Origin of the sequence: Staphylococcus sp. FSL W8-0271, assembly GCF_038006605.1 — a bacterium.
Classification (GTDB): Bacteria; Bacillota; Bacilli; order Staphylococcales; family Staphylococcaceae; genus Staphylococcus; species Staphylococcus cohnii.
This window is the reverse complement of the sequence record NZ_JBBOVM010000001.1, coordinates 1,004,490-1,019,195: the sequence shown is the minus strand read 5'-3', so window position 1 is coordinate 1,019,195 and position 14,706 is coordinate 1,004,490. Positions and strand designations below refer to the sequence as shown.

Here is a 14,706-nt window from a genome sequence, read left to right as displayed (position 1 = left end):
CTTTTATCGCACGAACAACATTGTAGTTAAAATGAATCAAAATAAATGCAAAAACGTCAATTTCTATTTCATTTCAATAGAAATTGACGTTTCTTCGTTAATCAAAGATATTGATATACTTTAAGATTTTAAATTTATTTAGGCTCAACCATATCTTCTGGTTTAATCCACTCATTAAACTGTTCTTCAGTTAAATATCCAGATTGGATGGCAGATTCTTTTAATGTTAAACCTTCTCGATGCGCTTTTTTAGCTATGCTAGCAGCTTTTTCATATCCAATATGAGGATTTAATGCTGTTACTAACATTAGTGATTGATTTAAATAATTATCAATGTTTTCTTCAATTGGTTCAATGCCTACTGCACAATTATTGTTAAATGTTTGCATACCATCCGCCAATAAATATATAGACTGTAATGTATTATGCAAAATCACAGGTTTATAGACATTTAATTCAAAATTCCCCTGTGAACTACCTATGCCAACCACAGTGTCATTGCCCATAACTTGAACTGCAACCATCGTTAACATTTCACATTGTGTTGGGTTGACTTTACCAGGCATAATAGATGAACCAGGTTCATTTTCTGGTATAGAAATTTCAGCAAGCCCAGCACGTGGTCCAGACGCTAACCATCTCACATCATTTGCAATTTTCATTAAGTCAGTAGCTAAAGCTTTGAGAGAACCATGTAATTGAACGACTTCATCATGCGCAGTTAATGCATGAAATTTATTTTCAGATGATACAAATGGATACCCTGTATTTTTTGAAATAAATTTAGCAACTTTATCACCAAATTCTGGATGAGCGTTGATACCGGTACCTACTGCAGTACCACCGATTGCTAAATTTAAAATATGGGCTTTTGACTCACTAAGTAATGTTTCACATTTATCTAACATATAACGCCATCCGCTTATTTCTTGGCCTAAACGAATAGGTGTAGCATCCTGTAAATGAGTACGTCCGATTTTTATAATATCATTAAACTTTGCTTCTTTTTCTTTAAAAGTATCACGTAATGATTTTAATGCAGGTTCAAGTTTCACTTCAATTTCATTATATAATGCAACATGCATCGCAGTAGGGAAAGTATCATTTGAACTTTGAGATTTATTCACATCATCATTTGGATGTATTGACTCATCGCTACCTTGTTCTTTGAGATACATATTTGCAACATAACTCACAACTTCGTTGACGTTCATATTACTTTGTGTGCCGCTTCCTGTTTGCCAAACGACTAATGGGAAGTGTTCATCTAATTCTTTGTTTAATATACGATCACATGCATGAACGATAGCATCTTTTTTTGCGTCACTTAGTTTTCCTAATTCATGATTGGCTAATGCTGCCCCTCTTTTTAATTGAGCGAATCCATAAACTACTTCAATTGGCATTTGTTCTTTTCCAACTGGAAAGTTACGTTTACTTCTTTCTGTTTGTGCACCCCAGTATTTATCTGCAGGTACTTCAATTTCACCAAATGTATCATGTTCAATTCTAACTGACATTTAAAAATCTCCCCTTCAATATGTATTTAACTTTAGTATAGCATTAATTAATTTAACTGGGCAATCTCTTAATATAGCGTTTTCATTATATAAAAAATGTCTAGGTAATAACAACGGTTTACAAAGTTTAGATACGTAGTTGCTAGCATTAAAAAACCAGAAACTAATTTTTAGTTCCTGGTTTTTACATCTATTCATTAACCTTTTGTAATTGTTACATCGTTAAATTTCATCTTTGCTGCTTGTATAATACCTATTGCAGTTAAGACTAAAAGAATCGCCCCAATAACCACAGTCACAGGACTAACTGTGATAAGAAGTCCTAAAAATCCAGTTAAACTATTATAAAAACCCCCAAGCGGCTTAAATAACAATACTGTTATAACAATACAGCATATTACACTAATAATGATTCCAGTTTGATTACTTTTTACAAACGTAGAAGCATTTACTTTATCTACCAGTCCATGTGACAAGTTGATTTGTAATTGAATAATTTTAAACAAGATTGGCAGATATATTGCTCCAATGGCCATAGGAAAACCTTTTATAGAAATTAAATTTACAATCACAGCACATATCATGAGGTGTTTCCAATAGTTACTTAACATATTAATGATAACTCCTTAATTCAAATAATGACTTAATAATAACATAATCAAATTTATGTTGGCATTATTTTTTTATTATTCATAAAATCATACGTAAATAACTTGGCAAATTGATTAAATAAATATAAAAAAGAAGCGAGAAGGACATCAAATTTTTAATATTTGACCATCTCTTACTTGCTTCCAATTATTTATAAACGAATTAATGATTTTGTTTGTTAGTAGTACTCATAGCATATCATTTAGACTTTGAAAGATGCTATTTAATCATTTATTAAACAAACCTAACACCTTAATTATCTAAATCAGAACGTACATTTGAATCATGTGATTTATCTAGTTTATCTTCATCATTTTCTTCAGAAATTTGTTCCATTTCTTTTCCCAATTCTACGATATCTTCAAAATCATCAACCATTTCATTTTTTGGTTCTGCTTCATGGTTAGAATACTTTTTATTTGCATTATCATCTGTCATTAGTTACACCTCACATTTTTAATTTTATGCAAAACGTGCAGTGAAATAGTGACGAACATCTTCAGGAAGACCTTCTGCAGCAGCTTCATCCAAAATAACATTTACCATACGGTGTGCTTTCAAATCAGATGGCTCAAATGAAGTTTTACCATTTTCTTCATATAATTTATGCACAACATCTTTTTTCTCAGAACCAGTAATCACTAAAATTACTTCTCTTGCAGAAAAGAGACCATGATTGATACTTACATTAAGTCTGCCATTTGTATCTATTGACAGTATTTGTGTAATCAATTTACCTTTATTTTCTTTAGTTTTAATTTTATCACTTATAAATGATTCTGTATCTTGACCATATGAAACACCATATATTTGACCTTCTGGTACGCCTAACGCTTCAAAATAAGACTTATTGCTGTCATAATCTAATATATTAATTTGACTAAAATCTACTGCATGATCATCTACATTTTTCTTTAATTCATCTAATACTGGTGCATTATCATTAGAAAGATGTATGCCTGCTATAGTAGTTGGATTATTGTTAAACTGTTTTCTTAAAATATCTGCAGCATATTCTGCTACACTTTTTTCGTTTTCTAAAATTTTAAAGTTCATTGCCATAGTTATTACACTCCTCTTAATCTTTTAAGACGCGTTCTAGCATTATTTATAATAATACCCTTGAAGCTATCTTCATAAACTATATAATTTTAATAATCAACTAAATTTTCAAAAACTACTTTTAGCTTTATCTACATTATACAAATGTCAAAGTCGTTTTTCATTGATTAATATATAATTTAATGTAAATTTGGAAAATTTTGTTGCCTTAACGCTTCATAAATAAGTAAAGATGCAGTATTTGATAAATTTAATGATCTTATATTATCATTCATTGGGATTCTTAATGCTGTATCTTTATATTTCTCTTTTACCCAATCAGGTAAACCAGTAGTTTCTCTACCAAAAATAAAATAATGATTTTCCTCTTCATCAGTAAAATCAAAATCAGAATAAGTTTTTTCACCAAACTTAGTTAATAAGTAATATTCACCTTGCGTACTTTCAAAAAACGATTCTATATTTTCATAATAACTAATATTTACAGAATCCCAATAATCTAATCCTGCTCTTTTCAACATCTTGTCATCTGTACTAAATCCTAGTGGTTTTATTAGATGTAAATGTGTATATGTACCAGCACAGGTTCTAGCGATACTACCAGTATTTCCGGGTATCTGTGGTTGAAATAATACAATGTGGTTCGTCATGCTTTTTATTCTCTCCTCATATCTAGTCCTTTTAACATCTCATGTTGGACTTCCTCTAATTCACTGTCATAATGTGCTTCAATAAATGGTCTTGCTTGCTCTCCTTGAATCTGTCCAATTGCCCAATAAGCTGTAGCTCTAATCATCGGTCTTGGGTCATTTAATGCGACTTCTTGTAATTCGGGTATCGCAGTTTCCTCTTTAAAATGTGCTAACGCTAGAATTGCGTTTCTTTGAATTGGTTTTTTACCTCTCCAGGCACCTGCTAAATGACCGTAAGTATTTTTAAATTCTTTGTTACTCATTTGTAATAATGGTACTAACCTTGGTTTTAATATTTCTGGTTCTAACACAATATCATCGTGCTGTGTGTTAATGCCACGATTTCTTGGACAAACTTGTTGACATGTATCACAGCCATAAAGTCGATTACCAATTTTATATCGATATTCATCTTGCATGTAACCTTTTGTCTGTGTTAAAAAACTAATACATTTTTGACTATTTAGTTGTCCATCACCAACTAAAGCTCCTGTTGGACATCGATCAACACATATTGTGCAATCTCCACAACTATCAATGATTGGGTCATCAGGAGGAAAAGGCACACTAACTAACATTTCTCCTAAATAAGTCCAAGTACCAAGATCTGGATTTATGACAAACCCATTTCTACCTACATAACCTAATCCTGCGCGTTCAGCAACAGCTCGGTCTGACAGCACACCCGTATCAACCATAGATTTAATTTCCACATCTGGGACTCTAGTCTCTAGATACTCAGCTAATTTATCTAAACGTTTTCTCATGATTGAATGATAATCTTGGCCCCAAGATGCTCTAGCAAACATACCTCTTCTGTCTCCACGTACACTTCTAGGTGCACCTTTTAATTTATTGGGATAACCAACAGCAATAGCAATAATAGATCTTGCAGTAGGTAATGTTAACTTAGGTTCAGTACGCAAACCAATATCTGATTCTTCAAATCCAGAGGCATATCCTTTCTCATGATAATCAACTAATTTTTGTTTTAATTCATCAAATGGATCAGCCGTGGTAAAACCAATACTATCAATACCAATTGAGTGAGCATAGTCTATGACATCTTGTTTCAATTGATCTACATTCATCTTTCACACCTCACCTTAAAAACATACATTCTATAGTTTAACATATTCATTATTAATAAGAGAATTCGATAATCCAATTTTCAATATTTATTAAAAAAACCAAGGTGCTATGAATGAATTACAATAATCCATTTGCAAACACCTTGGTTGATTTTATATTTATAAAACACGTGCCAAAAAGTTTCTAGTTCTATCATGTTGTGGTTTCTCGAAAATATTTTGCGGTGTCCCTGATTCCACAATGACACCATCAGCCATAAACACAACTTTATCACTTACGTCTTTTGCAAAATTCATTTCATGTGTTACAACTGCCATAGTCATACCTTCTTTGGCTAAATCTTTCATTACTTCTAAAACATCACCAACCACTTCTGGATCTAGTGCTGAGGTAGGTTCATCAAACAGAAGTACTTCTGGATTCATGGCTAAAGCTCTAGCAATAGCTACCCTTTGCTTTTGCCCACCCGATAATTGAGCAGGATAAGCATTAGCTTTGTCTTCTAATCCAACTTTTTTCAACAAATCCATTGCTTCCTTTTTCAAATCTTTTTGATTACCCTTTTTTAATAAACTAGGCGCCAATATGATATTGTCTATAACCTTCTTATGTGGAAACAAATTAAAATTTTGAAAAACCATACCCATCTGTTGTCTTAGTGTTTCCAATTTAGTTTTTTCATTTGTTAAACTATGATCTTTAAATATCACTTCACCACTTGAAGGGGTTTCAAGAAGGTTTATACAACGTAAAAGTGTACTTTTACCACTACCTGAAGGACCTATTATAGCAACAACATCACCTTTATCCACCGTTAGATTTATCCCTTTTAAAACTTCATTTTTTCCAAACGATTTATATAAATTTTTAATATTAATCACTAACTTTCAATCTCCCTTCGAAGAAATACATCACTCTTGATAAAGTAAATGTAAGTATAAAGTATAATATTGCAGCTACAATGAGCGGTGTGAATGGATCAAATGATGCTCCTTGTACAACTTGTGCATTAAACATTATTTCACTAACACCTATAACGGATACAATAGATGATTCTTTTATAACAGTAACAAACTCATTACCTAAAGCTGGTAATATGTTTTTTACAGCTTGTGGCAAAATAACTGATTTCATTGTTTGACCATATGTAAGTCCTAAACTTCTTGCAGCTTCAGTTTGTCCTTTATCAACTGCATTAATACCAGCTCTTATTATTTCTGCAATGTAAGCTGAACAGTTTATAACAAGCGCTATCATACCACATATCAATGCTGAGATATCTAGACCTAAAACTGCTGTGGTACCAAAATAAACTAGAAATACTTGTACTAATAATGGAGTGCCTCTTAAAAATTCAATATAAGCTGAAGCAATCCATCTCAATATTTTAACTTTACTTAATTTTAATAATGCAATAAATGCACCAAATACAGCACCTAAAACAACTCCAACTATAGAAATTAAAATCGTGTTTTTAATTCCTTTTAAGAAAAAGCTGCCATACTTCGTAAAGAAATTACCGTCATCTTTTTGCATTGCATCAGCAGCTGACGCTTTATAATCTTCCAGCAAATTTTTATTTTTAACATCTTTGATAGAGGTATTTAATTTATCCATAAGCATTGGAGAATTTTTAGGCAAAGCAATTGCCGTTTCTTTTTTACCTTCATTAAACTTAACATCATTAGCAAAAGTTAAATCTTTATTTTGTTTTAAATACGCTTCTGCAACTGGCCCTTCAATTACCATTCCATTAACTTTTCCGCTTTTTAATGACATTATAACTTCAGGTACACGTGTTAAGGATTGAATTTGTGCATTATCAATTTCAGTTTGTGCAATTTTTTCTTGTTGTGTTTGCTTTTGTACACCAATTTTTTTATTCGCAAAATCTTCTATTGTTTTAAAACGATCTGCCTCAGACTTTTTAATAATCATTTTTTGATCGACCGTCATATAAGGTTTTGAAAAATCTACCTCTTTCAAACGTTCTGGTGTAGGTGTCATTCCAGAAATAATGATATCAATTTTACCAGTTTGTATCGCTCCTAATAAACTATCAAACTGCATATTTACAATTTTTAATTTTAAATGATTATCTTTCGCAATCTTTTTTGCGATATCAATATCAATGCCTGCATACTTTGATTTACCATTAACATTATGTTCAAACTCATAAGGTGCATAATCAGCTGATAAACCAACACGCAATTCACCACGCTCTTTAATTTTGTGCCATTGATCTTTTTCACTAGCATTTACTTCTGGATTTATGTAAATAATTAAAGTACTTATAAGGAATGAAAAAACAGTAATCACTTTCAATATTTGTTTCATCTATTAATCCCCTTTCTATAATATTTATTATTATACATAAATACGCAAAAATATTCAATAAGAGTTTTGTTTCTTTTCTTAATTTTAAAAGTTCATCTTAGTATGATTATATAAAATGGTATATTTGATGTCGTTAATTGACAGCTATATTCTCAATATATTAAAAAACACCTCCATTTAATATGAAGGTGTTTTTTAGCTCATTGTTCTGTTTTCAAATTTTATATCAATTAATATGTATAACGACTGTTATAAACATGCATTATAATATTGAAAGATAGATAGATAAAACGCATAGCTATTTATTATCTATGTAATTGTAAAGCTTTGTTACTGTTTAGGGATTTCAAATTTATAAATATCATCTGTATATTTACGCATCATTTTTTTACAAATTTCATGCACAAAGAATGCTGATACAAACGGTATTATAAAATATCCGAATACTAATAAAATAATATTCATGGTCGGATCTCCATCCATTCGATTAAACGCGTTGATAGGCCCAACCAAACCAGTATAACCAAAACCAGCAGACATTGGTGTACCTTTAATTCCAATAAAATATGCTACTAAACCACCTATCACGCCATTAATGATTAATGGTATTGCAATAATTAAATGTTTAAAATAAACAGGAATCATCATCTTAGCGGCCCCAATTATCAATACTAAATTGACGCCAGCACCGTTAACTCTAATTGAACCAAATAAAAAAGTCACACAAGCTGCTACAATACCCATATTAGCTGCACCACTACCTAAACCAGATAAGCTAATTGCCGTTGCGATAGCAACTACAGATATTGGCGTAACCATTAACAAAGCATATGTAACACATATCAATATAGACATCATCAATGGATTTAATTCTGTAAATGCATTTACTACATGACCAATTCCTTTAGTGACATTTGATACATAACCTAACGTAAACAAACCTATAAATCCACTTATAACAGGAATAATAACAGGTAATAAAATCATTTCCAATGACCCTAATTTATTTTGTAATAACAAATATAAAGAACAAGATATTACTACAACTAAAATAATATTAATAATATCACCAATGCCATTAAGTAAAAATCCATCTGGTGTCATTTTAACCGCACCACTACCGATCATAGCGGAAACTCCTATCATCGTGGCACCAGCACCGTTAAATTTAAATTGATGCGCTGCTAAAACACCAATTATAAATGCCATAAATGATTGAATCAAAACGACTAACTGATAAATAGTTTCTAGTAATTGATTGCCTTCTTTAAAAAACTTTAATAATTCACCTAATAATGCATTAGGTATTAATGCTATGACTACACCTGCTCCTACAGCTTGTAAAATATTACTAAAAAATGTTTTCCCTGTAACCTTGGCTGTGCTAGATTTTACCATTCTTGTATCCTCCAAATATAACATTAGACTTATAATATTATATTTTTGACTAAACTACAATATGAAGTTTAATATTAAAAACCAATATTTAAATATTGAACAGTATTTTATAATATATAATACATCATCTCGTTTCTCACAAACTGACAACAAAAAAACTTTGCCACAAAGCGTTTAAATAACTAAAAACTAGCACTGTAATAAATGTACGACAAATTTTCTATTATTTACAATATCAATAGAACAAGTATGAATTGTTGAGCTGATAATTAGAATAACAAAAAAAGTTAAAATTACTAAACCTTGCAAAACAAAATTTTCACAATATTTTGTAGCAATTCAATGTTCAGAGTATTTAAAGTAAATGTTATATAATGAAATCCATAAAAAAAGAAACCTCTAAAAACGAGGTTTCTGAGAAATACTAATATGCTATTTATACCAGCGGTCGGGATCGAACCGACACTCCAAAAAGGAACGGGATTTTGAGTCCCGCGCGTCTGCCAATTCCGCCACGCTGGCTCAATGTTATAAACAAAAAACTTCCAATCAGGAAGTGATAATGGAGCGGAAGATAGGACTTACACCTATATCTCATTCCGGGAAGGAATGTGTTCTAAGAGTTAAACTACTCCCGCATGATATAAAAACTAAATGGAGCGGAAGATAGGACTTACACCTATATCTCATTCCGGGAAGGAATGTGTTCTAAGAGTTAAACTACTCCCGCATGATATTAAATTAAATGGAGCGGAAGATAGGGCTTGCACCTATATCTCATTCCGGGAAGGAATGTGTTCTAGAAATTGAACTACTCCCGCATAATTCATGGAGGCGGCAACCGGATTTGAACCGGTGATAAAGGTTTTGCAGACCTCTGCCTTACCACTTGGCTATGCCGCCAATAAAACTGGGCTAGCTGGATTCGAACCAGCGCGTGACGGAGTCAAAGTCCGTTGCCTTACCGCTTGGCTATAGCCCATTAATAAATAAGGGCGGTTGATGGGAATCGAACCCACGAGTGTCGGAACCACAATCCGATGCGTTAACCACTTCGCCACAACCGCCATGGCAGGGGCAGTAGGAATCGAACCCACATCGAAGGTTTTGGAGACCTTTATTCTACCTTTGAACTATGCCCCTATTAAATTGAATGGTGGAGGGGGGCAGATTCGAACTGCCGAACCCGAAGGAGCGGATTTACAGTCCGCCGCGTTTAGCCACTTCGCTACCCCTCCATGAAAATGGTGCCGGCCAGAGGACTTGAACCCCCAACCTACTGATTACAAGTCAGTTGCTCTACCAGTTGAGCTAGGCCGGCTTGTATAAAATGGTTCAAGACAGAGTCGAACTGCCGACACATGGAGCTTCAATCCATTGCTCTACCAACTGAGCTATTGAACCATAATATTAAGATAATGGCGGTCTCGACGGGAATCGAACCCGCGATCTCCTGCGTGACAGGCAGGCGTGTTAACCGCTACACTACGAGACCAAATTAAGTAATTGCGGGAGGCGGATTCGAACCACCGACCTTCGGGTTATGAGCCCGACGAGCTACCGAACTGCTCCATCCCGCGATAATGATATTAATGGCGGAGGAAGAGGGATTCGAACCCCCGCGAGCCGTTAAGCTCCTGTCGGTTTTCAAGACCGATCCCTTCAGCCGAACTTGGGTATTCCTCCATAAATATATGATAATTAAAATTATTAAATTGTTATAAAATGGCGGAGGAAGAGGGATTCGAACCCCCGCGGGCCGTTAAGCCCCTGTCGGTTTTCAAGACCGATCCCTTCAGCCGGACTTGGGTATTCCTCCAAAATTATATGGACCTTGCAGGATTCGAACCTGCGACCGAACGGTTATGAGCCGTTAGCTCTGACCAACTGAGCTAAAGGTCCAGAGTATAATTTACAACTAATAATAGTGGCGGTGGAGGGAATCGAACCCACGACCTCACGGGTATGAACCGTACGCTCTAGCCAGCTGAGCTACACCGCCGTTGTAATTTAGTTTGAAACAATAATATATGGTGGAGACTAGCGGGATCGAACCGCTGACCTCCTGCGTGCAAAGCAGGCGCTCTCCCAGCTGAGCTAAGCCCCCATTTTAAAATTATTTTAGCAGATATCGGGAAGACAGGATTCGAACCTACGACCCCTTGGTCCCAAACCAAGTGCTCTACCAAGCTGAGCTACTTCCCGTTTTTCATAGGATGAAGCACTAATTACGCGCCCGATAGGAGTCGAACCCATAACCTCTTGATCCGTAGTCAAGCACTCTATCCAGTTGAGCTACGGGCGCTTAATTCAAAGATGGTGCCGAGGACCGGAATCGAACCGGTACGATGATCTCTCATCGCAGGATTTTAAGTCCTGTGCGTCTGCCAGTTCCGCCACCCCGGCAAAATAATGGAGCAGAAGACGGGATTCGAACCCGCGACCCCGACCTTGGCAAGGTCGTATTCTACCGCTGAACTACTTCTGCAAATGCGGGTGAAGGGAGTCGAACCCCCACGCCGTAAGGCGCTAGATCCTAAGTCTAGTGCGTCTGCCAATTCCGCCACACCCGCGATATATGTTTAATGGTGAGCCATAGAGGATTCGAACCTCTGACCCTCTGATTAAAAGTCAGATGCTCTACCAACTGAGCTAATGGCTCTAAACATGGTGCCGGCCAGAGGACTTGAACCCCCAACCTACTGATTACAAGTCAGTTGCTCTACCAGTTGAGCTAGGCCGGCAAATTAAAATGGTGGAGGATGACGGGTTCGAACCGCCGACCCTCTGCTTGTAAGGCAGATGCTCTCCCAGCTGAGCTAATCCTCCATTTATAATTGCCTGGCAACGTCCTACTCTTGCGGAACGTAAGTCCGACTACCATCGGCGCTAAGGAGCTTAACTTCTGTGTTCGGCATGGGAACAGGTGTGACCTCCTTGCTATAGTCACCAGACAATATCATGTATAACTATTATACATTCAAAACTAGATAGTAAGTAAAATTTAGTTCAACCAACAAAACTTTTAAATTTGATTAAGTCTTCGATCGATTAGTATTCGTCAGCTCCACATATCGCTATGCTTCCACCTCGAACCTATTAACCTCATCATCTTTGAGGGATCTTATAACCGAAGTTGGGAAATCTCATCTTGAGGGGGGCTTCATGCTTAGATGCTTTCAGCACTTATCCCGTCCATACATAGCTACCCAGCGATGCCGTTGGCACGACAACTGGTACACCAGAGGTATGTCCATCCCGGTCCTCTCGTACTAAGGACAGCTCCTCTCAAATTTCCTACGCCCACGACGGATAGGGACCGAACTGTCTCACGACGTTCTGAACCCAGCTCGCGTACCGCTTTAATGGGCGAACAGCCCAACCCTTGGGACCGACTACAGCCCCAGGATGCGATGAGCCGACATCGAGGTGCCAAACCTCCCCGTCGATGTGAACTCTTGGGGGAGATAAGCCTGTTATCCCCGGGGTAGCTTTTATCCGTTGAGCGATGGCCCTTCCATGCGGAACCACCGGATCACTAAGTCCGTCTTTCGACCCTGCTCGACTTGTAAGTCTCGCAGTCAAGCTTCCTTGTGCCTTTACACTCTATGAATGATTTCCAACCATTCTGAGGAAACCTTTGAGCGCCTCCGTTACTCTTTAGGAGGCGACCGCCCCAGTCAAACTGTCCATCTGACACTGTCTCCCACCATGATTAATGGTGCGGGTTAGAAATCCAATACAGCGAGGGTAGTATCCCACCAACGCCTCCACGTAAGCTAGCGCTCACGTATCTAAGGCTCCTACCTATCCTGTACAAGCTGTACCGAATTTCAATATCAGACTACAGTAAAGCTCCACGGGGTCTTTCCGTCCTGTCGCGGGTAACCTGCATCTTCACAGGTACTATGATTTCACCGAGTCTCTCGTTGAGACAGTGCCCAAATCGTTACGCCTTTCGTGCGGGTCGGAACTTACCCGACAAGGAATTTCGCTACCTTAGGACCGTTATAGTTACGGCCGCCGTTTACTGGGGCTTCGATTCGTAGCTTCGCAGAAGCTAACCACTCCTCTTAACCTTCCAGCACCGGGCAGGCGTCAGCCCCTATACATCACCTTACGGTTTAGCAGAGACCTGTGTTTTTGATAAACAGTCGCTTGGGCCTATTCACTGCGGCTCTCCTGGGCGTGAACCCTAAAGAGCACCCCTTCTCCCGAAGTTACGGGGTCATTTTGCCGAGTTCCTTAACGAGAGTTCGCTCGCTCACCTTAGAATTCTCATCTTGACTACCTGTGTCGGTTTGCGGTACGGGCACCATAAATCTAGCTAGAGGCTTTTCTCGGCAGTGTGAAATCAACGACTCGAGGAAACAATTTCCTCTCCCCATCACAGCTTGACCTTAAGAGTGCCGGATTTGCCTAACACTCAGTCTTACTGCTTGGACGTACAATCCAATCGTACGCTTCGCCTATCCTACTGCGTCCCCCCATCGCTTAAAACGATACATGGTGGTACAGGAATATCAACCTGTTATCCATCGCCTACGCCTATCGGCCTCAGCTTAGGACCCGACTAACCCAGAGCGGACGAGCCTTCCTCTGGAAACCTTAGTCAATCGGTGGACGGGATTCTCACCCGTCTTTCGCTACTCACACCGGCATTCTCACTTCTAAGCGCTCCACATGTCCTTACGATCATGCTTCAACGCCCTTAGAACGCTCTCCTACCATTGTCCTACGGACAATCCACAGCTTCGGTAATATGTTTAGCCCCGGTACATTTTCGGCGCAGTGTCACTCGACTAGTGAGCTATTACGCACTCTTTAAATGATGGCTGCTTCTAAGCCAACATACTAGTTGTCTGGGCAACGCCACATCCTTTTCCACTTAACATATATTTTGGGACCTTAGCTGGTGGTCTGGGCTGTTTCCCTTTCGAACACGGACCTTATCACCCGCGTTCTGACTCCCAAGTTAAATTGATTGGCATTCGGAGTTTGTCTGAATTCGGTAACCCGAGAAGGGCCCCTCGTCCAAACAGTGCTCTACCTCCAATAATCATCACTTGAGGCTAGCCCTAAAGCTATTTCGGAGAGAACCAGCTATCTCCAGGTTCGATTGGAATTTCTCCGCTACCCTCAACTCATCCGCTCACTTTTCAACGTAAGTCGGTTCGGTCCTCCATTCAGTGTTACCTGAACTTCAACCTGGTCAAGGGTAGATCACCTGGTTTCGGGTCTACGACCAAATACTCAACGCCCTATTCAGACTCGCTTTCGCTACGGCTCCACATTCACTGCTTAACCTTGCATCAAATCGTAACTCGCCGGTTCATTCTACAAAAGGCACGCCATCACCCATTAACGGGCTCTGACTACTTGTAAGCACACGGTTTCAAGTTCTCTTTCACTCCCCTTCCGGGGTACTTTTCACCTTTCCCTCACGGTACTGGTTCACTATCGGTCACTAGAGAGTATTTAGCCTTGGGAGATGGTCCTCCCGGATTCCGACGGAATTTCTCGTGTTCCGTCGTACTCAGGATCCACTCAAGAGAGAACAGATTTTCGACTACAGGATTATTACCTTCTTTGATGCATCTTTCCAGATGCTTCGTCTAATCTATTCCTTTGTAACTCCGTATAGAGTGTCCTACAACCCCAACAAGCAAGCTCGTTGGTTTGGGCTATTCCCGTTTCGCTCGCCGCTACTCAGGGAATCGATTTTTCTTTCTCTTCCTGCGGGTACTAAGATGTTTCAGTTCTCCGCGTCTACCTTCGATACGCTATGTATTTACGTATCGATAATACGACATAACTCGTATTGGGTTTCCCCATTCGGAAATCTTTGGATCACAGCTTACTTACAGCTCCCCAAAGCATATCGTCGTTAGTAACGTCCTTCATCGGCTTCTAGTGCCAAGGCATCCACCGTGCGCCCTTAATAACTTAATCTA

9 protein-coding genes, 26 tRNA genes and 2 rRNA genes are annotated in these 14,706 nt (G+C 37.8%); all 37 read right to left on the bottom strand.

Annotated features, from left to right (window positions below; all coding sequences use genetic code 11):
* Window positions 1-134: 134 nt before the first annotated feature.
* The 37 genes from fumC to NST87_RS04900 all read right to left on the bottom strand — a co-directional run bounded on the left by fumC (window position 135) and on the right by NST87_RS04900 (window position 14,704).
* Entirely contained in the window at window positions 135-1,520 is a 1,386-nt protein-coding gene (gene fumC / locus NST87_RS05080) for a class II fumarate hydratase (RefSeq protein WP_019468114.1), read from the bottom strand.
* A gap of 197 nt (window positions 1,521-1,717) precedes the next feature.
* On the bottom strand, window positions 1,718-2,131 hold the full coding sequence (locus NST87_RS05075; protein WP_340721369.1) for a hypothetical protein: 414 nt from the start codon (window positions 2,129-2,131) through the stop codon (window positions 1,718-1,720).
* Between the two features lie 292 nt (window positions 2,132-2,423).
* Window positions 2,424-2,609 carry an SAS053 family DNA gyrase inhibitor gene (locus NST87_RS05070; protein WP_019468112.1) on the bottom strand — a complete coding sequence of 62 codons (186 nt, stop codon included), beginning with the start codon at window positions 2,607-2,609 and terminating at the stop codon, window positions 2,424-2,426.
* A gap of 24 nt (window positions 2,610-2,633) precedes the next feature.
* The gene (locus NST87_RS05065) at window positions 2,634-3,233 is read right to left on the bottom strand and encodes a glucosamine-6-phosphate isomerase (RefSeq protein WP_019468111.1); all 600 of its coding nucleotides are present in this window, start codon (window positions 3,231-3,233) and stop codon (window positions 2,634-2,636) included.
* Between the two features lie 179 nt (window positions 3,234-3,412).
* On the bottom strand, window positions 3,413-3,883 hold the full coding sequence (trmL, locus tag NST87_RS05060) for a tRNA (uridine(34)/cytosine(34)/5-carboxymethylaminomethyluridine(34)-2'-O)-methyltransferase TrmL (RefSeq protein WP_019468110.1): 471 nt from the start codon (window positions 3,881-3,883) through the stop codon (window positions 3,413-3,415).
* Between the two features lie 5 nt (window positions 3,884-3,888).
* Window positions 3,889-5,016: a tRNA epoxyqueuosine(34) reductase QueG gene (gene queG, locus NST87_RS05055; RefSeq protein ID WP_019468109.1), complete on the bottom strand. Its 1,128-nt coding sequence runs from the start codon at window positions 5,014-5,016 to the stop codon at window positions 3,889-3,891.
* 159 nt (window positions 5,017-5,175) lie between these two features.
* Window positions 5,176-5,898, bottom strand: coding sequence for an amino acid ABC transporter ATP-binding protein (locus NST87_RS05050; protein WP_019468108.1), 723 nt, complete (start codon window positions 5,896-5,898; stop codon window positions 5,176-5,178).
* On the bottom strand, window positions 5,891-7,354 hold the full coding sequence (locus NST87_RS05045) for an ABC transporter substrate-binding protein/permease (protein ID WP_019468107.1): 1,464 nt from the start codon (window positions 7,352-7,354) through the stop codon (window positions 5,891-5,893). The genes NST87_RS05050 and NST87_RS05045 overlap by 8 nt, the downstream gene beginning before the upstream one ends.
* A gap of 330 nt (window positions 7,355-7,684) precedes the next feature.
* On the bottom strand, window positions 7,685-8,752 hold the full coding sequence (locus NST87_RS05040; protein WP_019468106.1) for a PTS transporter subunit IIC: 1,068 nt from the start codon (window positions 8,750-8,752) through the stop codon (window positions 7,685-7,687).
* A gap of 439 nt (window positions 8,753-9,191) precedes the next feature.
* Window positions 9,192-9,274 (bottom strand) — tRNA-Leu (locus NST87_RS05035).
* 41 nt (window positions 9,275-9,315) lie between these two features.
* Window positions 9,316-9,390 (bottom strand) — tRNA-Gly (locus NST87_RS05030).
* A gap of 17 nt (window positions 9,391-9,407) precedes the next feature.
* A tRNA-Gly gene (locus tag NST87_RS05025) sits at window positions 9,408-9,482 on the bottom strand.
* A 16-nt stretch (window positions 9,483-9,498) separates the two neighbouring features.
* Window positions 9,499-9,573 (bottom strand) — tRNA-Gly (locus NST87_RS05020).
* Window positions 9,574-9,581: 8 nt separating this feature from the next.
* Window positions 9,582-9,655, bottom strand: a tRNA-Cys gene (locus tag NST87_RS05015).
* A 7-nt stretch (window positions 9,656-9,662) separates the two neighbouring features.
* Window positions 9,663-9,734, bottom strand: a tRNA-Gln gene (locus NST87_RS05010).
* Between the two features lie 12 nt (window positions 9,735-9,746).
* Window positions 9,747-9,819 (bottom strand) — tRNA-His (locus tag NST87_RS05005).
* Window positions 9,820-9,821: 2 nt separating this feature from the next.
* A tRNA-Trp gene (locus NST87_RS05000) sits at window positions 9,822-9,895 on the bottom strand.
* Window positions 9,896-9,906: 11 nt separating this feature from the next.
* Window positions 9,907-9,990 (bottom strand) — tRNA-Tyr (locus tag NST87_RS04995).
* A gap of 7 nt (window positions 9,991-9,997) precedes the next feature.
* Window positions 9,998-10,073: transfer RNA gene (locus NST87_RS04990), tRNA-Thr, on the bottom strand.
* Window positions 10,074-10,083: 10 nt separating this feature from the next.
* Window positions 10,084-10,156 (bottom strand) — tRNA-Phe (locus tag NST87_RS04985).
* A gap of 15 nt (window positions 10,157-10,171) precedes the next feature.
* Window positions 10,172-10,247: transfer RNA gene (locus tag NST87_RS04980), tRNA-Asp, on the bottom strand.
* A gap of 11 nt (window positions 10,248-10,258) precedes the next feature.
* Window positions 10,259-10,332 (bottom strand) — tRNA-Met (locus NST87_RS04975).
* A 13-nt stretch (window positions 10,333-10,345) separates the two neighbouring features.
* Window positions 10,346-10,438, bottom strand: a tRNA-Ser gene (locus NST87_RS04970).
* A 40-nt stretch (window positions 10,439-10,478) separates the two neighbouring features.
* Window positions 10,479-10,571 (bottom strand) — tRNA-Ser (locus NST87_RS04965).
* 9 nt (window positions 10,572-10,580) lie between these two features.
* Window positions 10,581-10,654 (bottom strand) — tRNA-Ile (locus NST87_RS04960).
* A 26-nt stretch (window positions 10,655-10,680) separates the two neighbouring features.
* A tRNA-Met gene (locus tag NST87_RS04955) sits at window positions 10,681-10,754 on the bottom strand.
* A gap of 29 nt (window positions 10,755-10,783) precedes the next feature.
* Window positions 10,784-10,859, bottom strand: a tRNA-Ala gene (locus NST87_RS04950).
* A gap of 24 nt (window positions 10,860-10,883) precedes the next feature.
* Window positions 10,884-10,957, bottom strand: a tRNA-Pro gene (locus NST87_RS04945).
* Window positions 10,958-10,983: 26 nt separating this feature from the next.
* Window positions 10,984-11,057 (bottom strand) — tRNA-Arg (locus tag NST87_RS04940).
* Between the two features lie 12 nt (window positions 11,058-11,069).
* Window positions 11,070-11,158: transfer RNA gene (locus NST87_RS04935), tRNA-Leu, on the bottom strand.
* Window positions 11,159-11,165: 7 nt separating this feature from the next.
* Window positions 11,166-11,240 (bottom strand) — tRNA-Gly (locus NST87_RS04930).
* Between the two features lie 3 nt (window positions 11,241-11,243).
* Window positions 11,244-11,325 (bottom strand) — tRNA-Leu (locus tag NST87_RS04925).
* A gap of 13 nt (window positions 11,326-11,338) precedes the next feature.
* A tRNA-Lys gene (locus NST87_RS04920) sits at window positions 11,339-11,414 on the bottom strand.
* A gap of 6 nt (window positions 11,415-11,420) precedes the next feature.
* Window positions 11,421-11,496 (bottom strand) — tRNA-Thr (locus tag NST87_RS04915).
* A 9-nt stretch (window positions 11,497-11,505) separates the two neighbouring features.
* A tRNA-Val gene (locus NST87_RS04910) sits at window positions 11,506-11,581 on the bottom strand.
* Between the two features lie 10 nt (window positions 11,582-11,591).
* A 5S ribosomal RNA gene (gene rrf, locus NST87_RS04905) occupies window positions 11,592-11,706 on the bottom strand.
* Window positions 11,707-11,783: 77 nt separating this feature from the next.
* A 23S ribosomal RNA gene (locus NST87_RS04900) occupies window positions 11,784-14,704 on the bottom strand.
* Between the last annotated feature and the right edge of the window lie 2 nt (window positions 14,705-14,706).

Bases quoted from the DNA above. Each gene is read 5' to 3' on its own strand.
- fumC (WP_019468114.1), bottom strand. From the start codon at position 1,520: ATGTCAGTTAGAATTGAACATGATACATTTGGTGAAATTGAAGTACCT.
- NST87_RS05075 (WP_340721369.1), bottom strand. From the start codon at position 2,131: ATGTTAAGTAACTATTGGAAACACCTCATGATATGTGCTGTGATTGTA.
- queG (WP_019468109.1), bottom strand. From the start codon at position 5,016: ATGAATGTAGATCAATTGAAACAAGATGTCATAGACTATGCTCACTCA.
- NST87_RS05065 (WP_019468111.1), bottom strand. From the start codon at position 3,233: ATGGCAATGAACTTTAAAATTTTAGAAAACGAAAAAAGTGTAGCAGAA.
- NST87_RS05070 (WP_019468112.1), bottom strand. From the start codon at position 2,609: ATGACAGATGATAATGCAAATAAAAAGTATTCTAACCATGAAGCAGAA.
- NST87_RS05040 (WP_019468106.1), bottom strand. From the start codon at position 8,752: ATGGTAAAATCTAGCACAGCCAAGGTTACAGGGAAAACATTTTTTAGT.
- trmL (WP_019468110.1), bottom strand. From the start codon at position 3,883: ATGACGAACCACATTGTATTATTTCAACCACAGATACCCGGAAATACT.
- NST87_RS05045 (WP_019468107.1), bottom strand. From the start codon at position 7,354: ATGAAACAAATATTGAAAGTGATTACTGTTTTTTCATTCCTTATAAGT.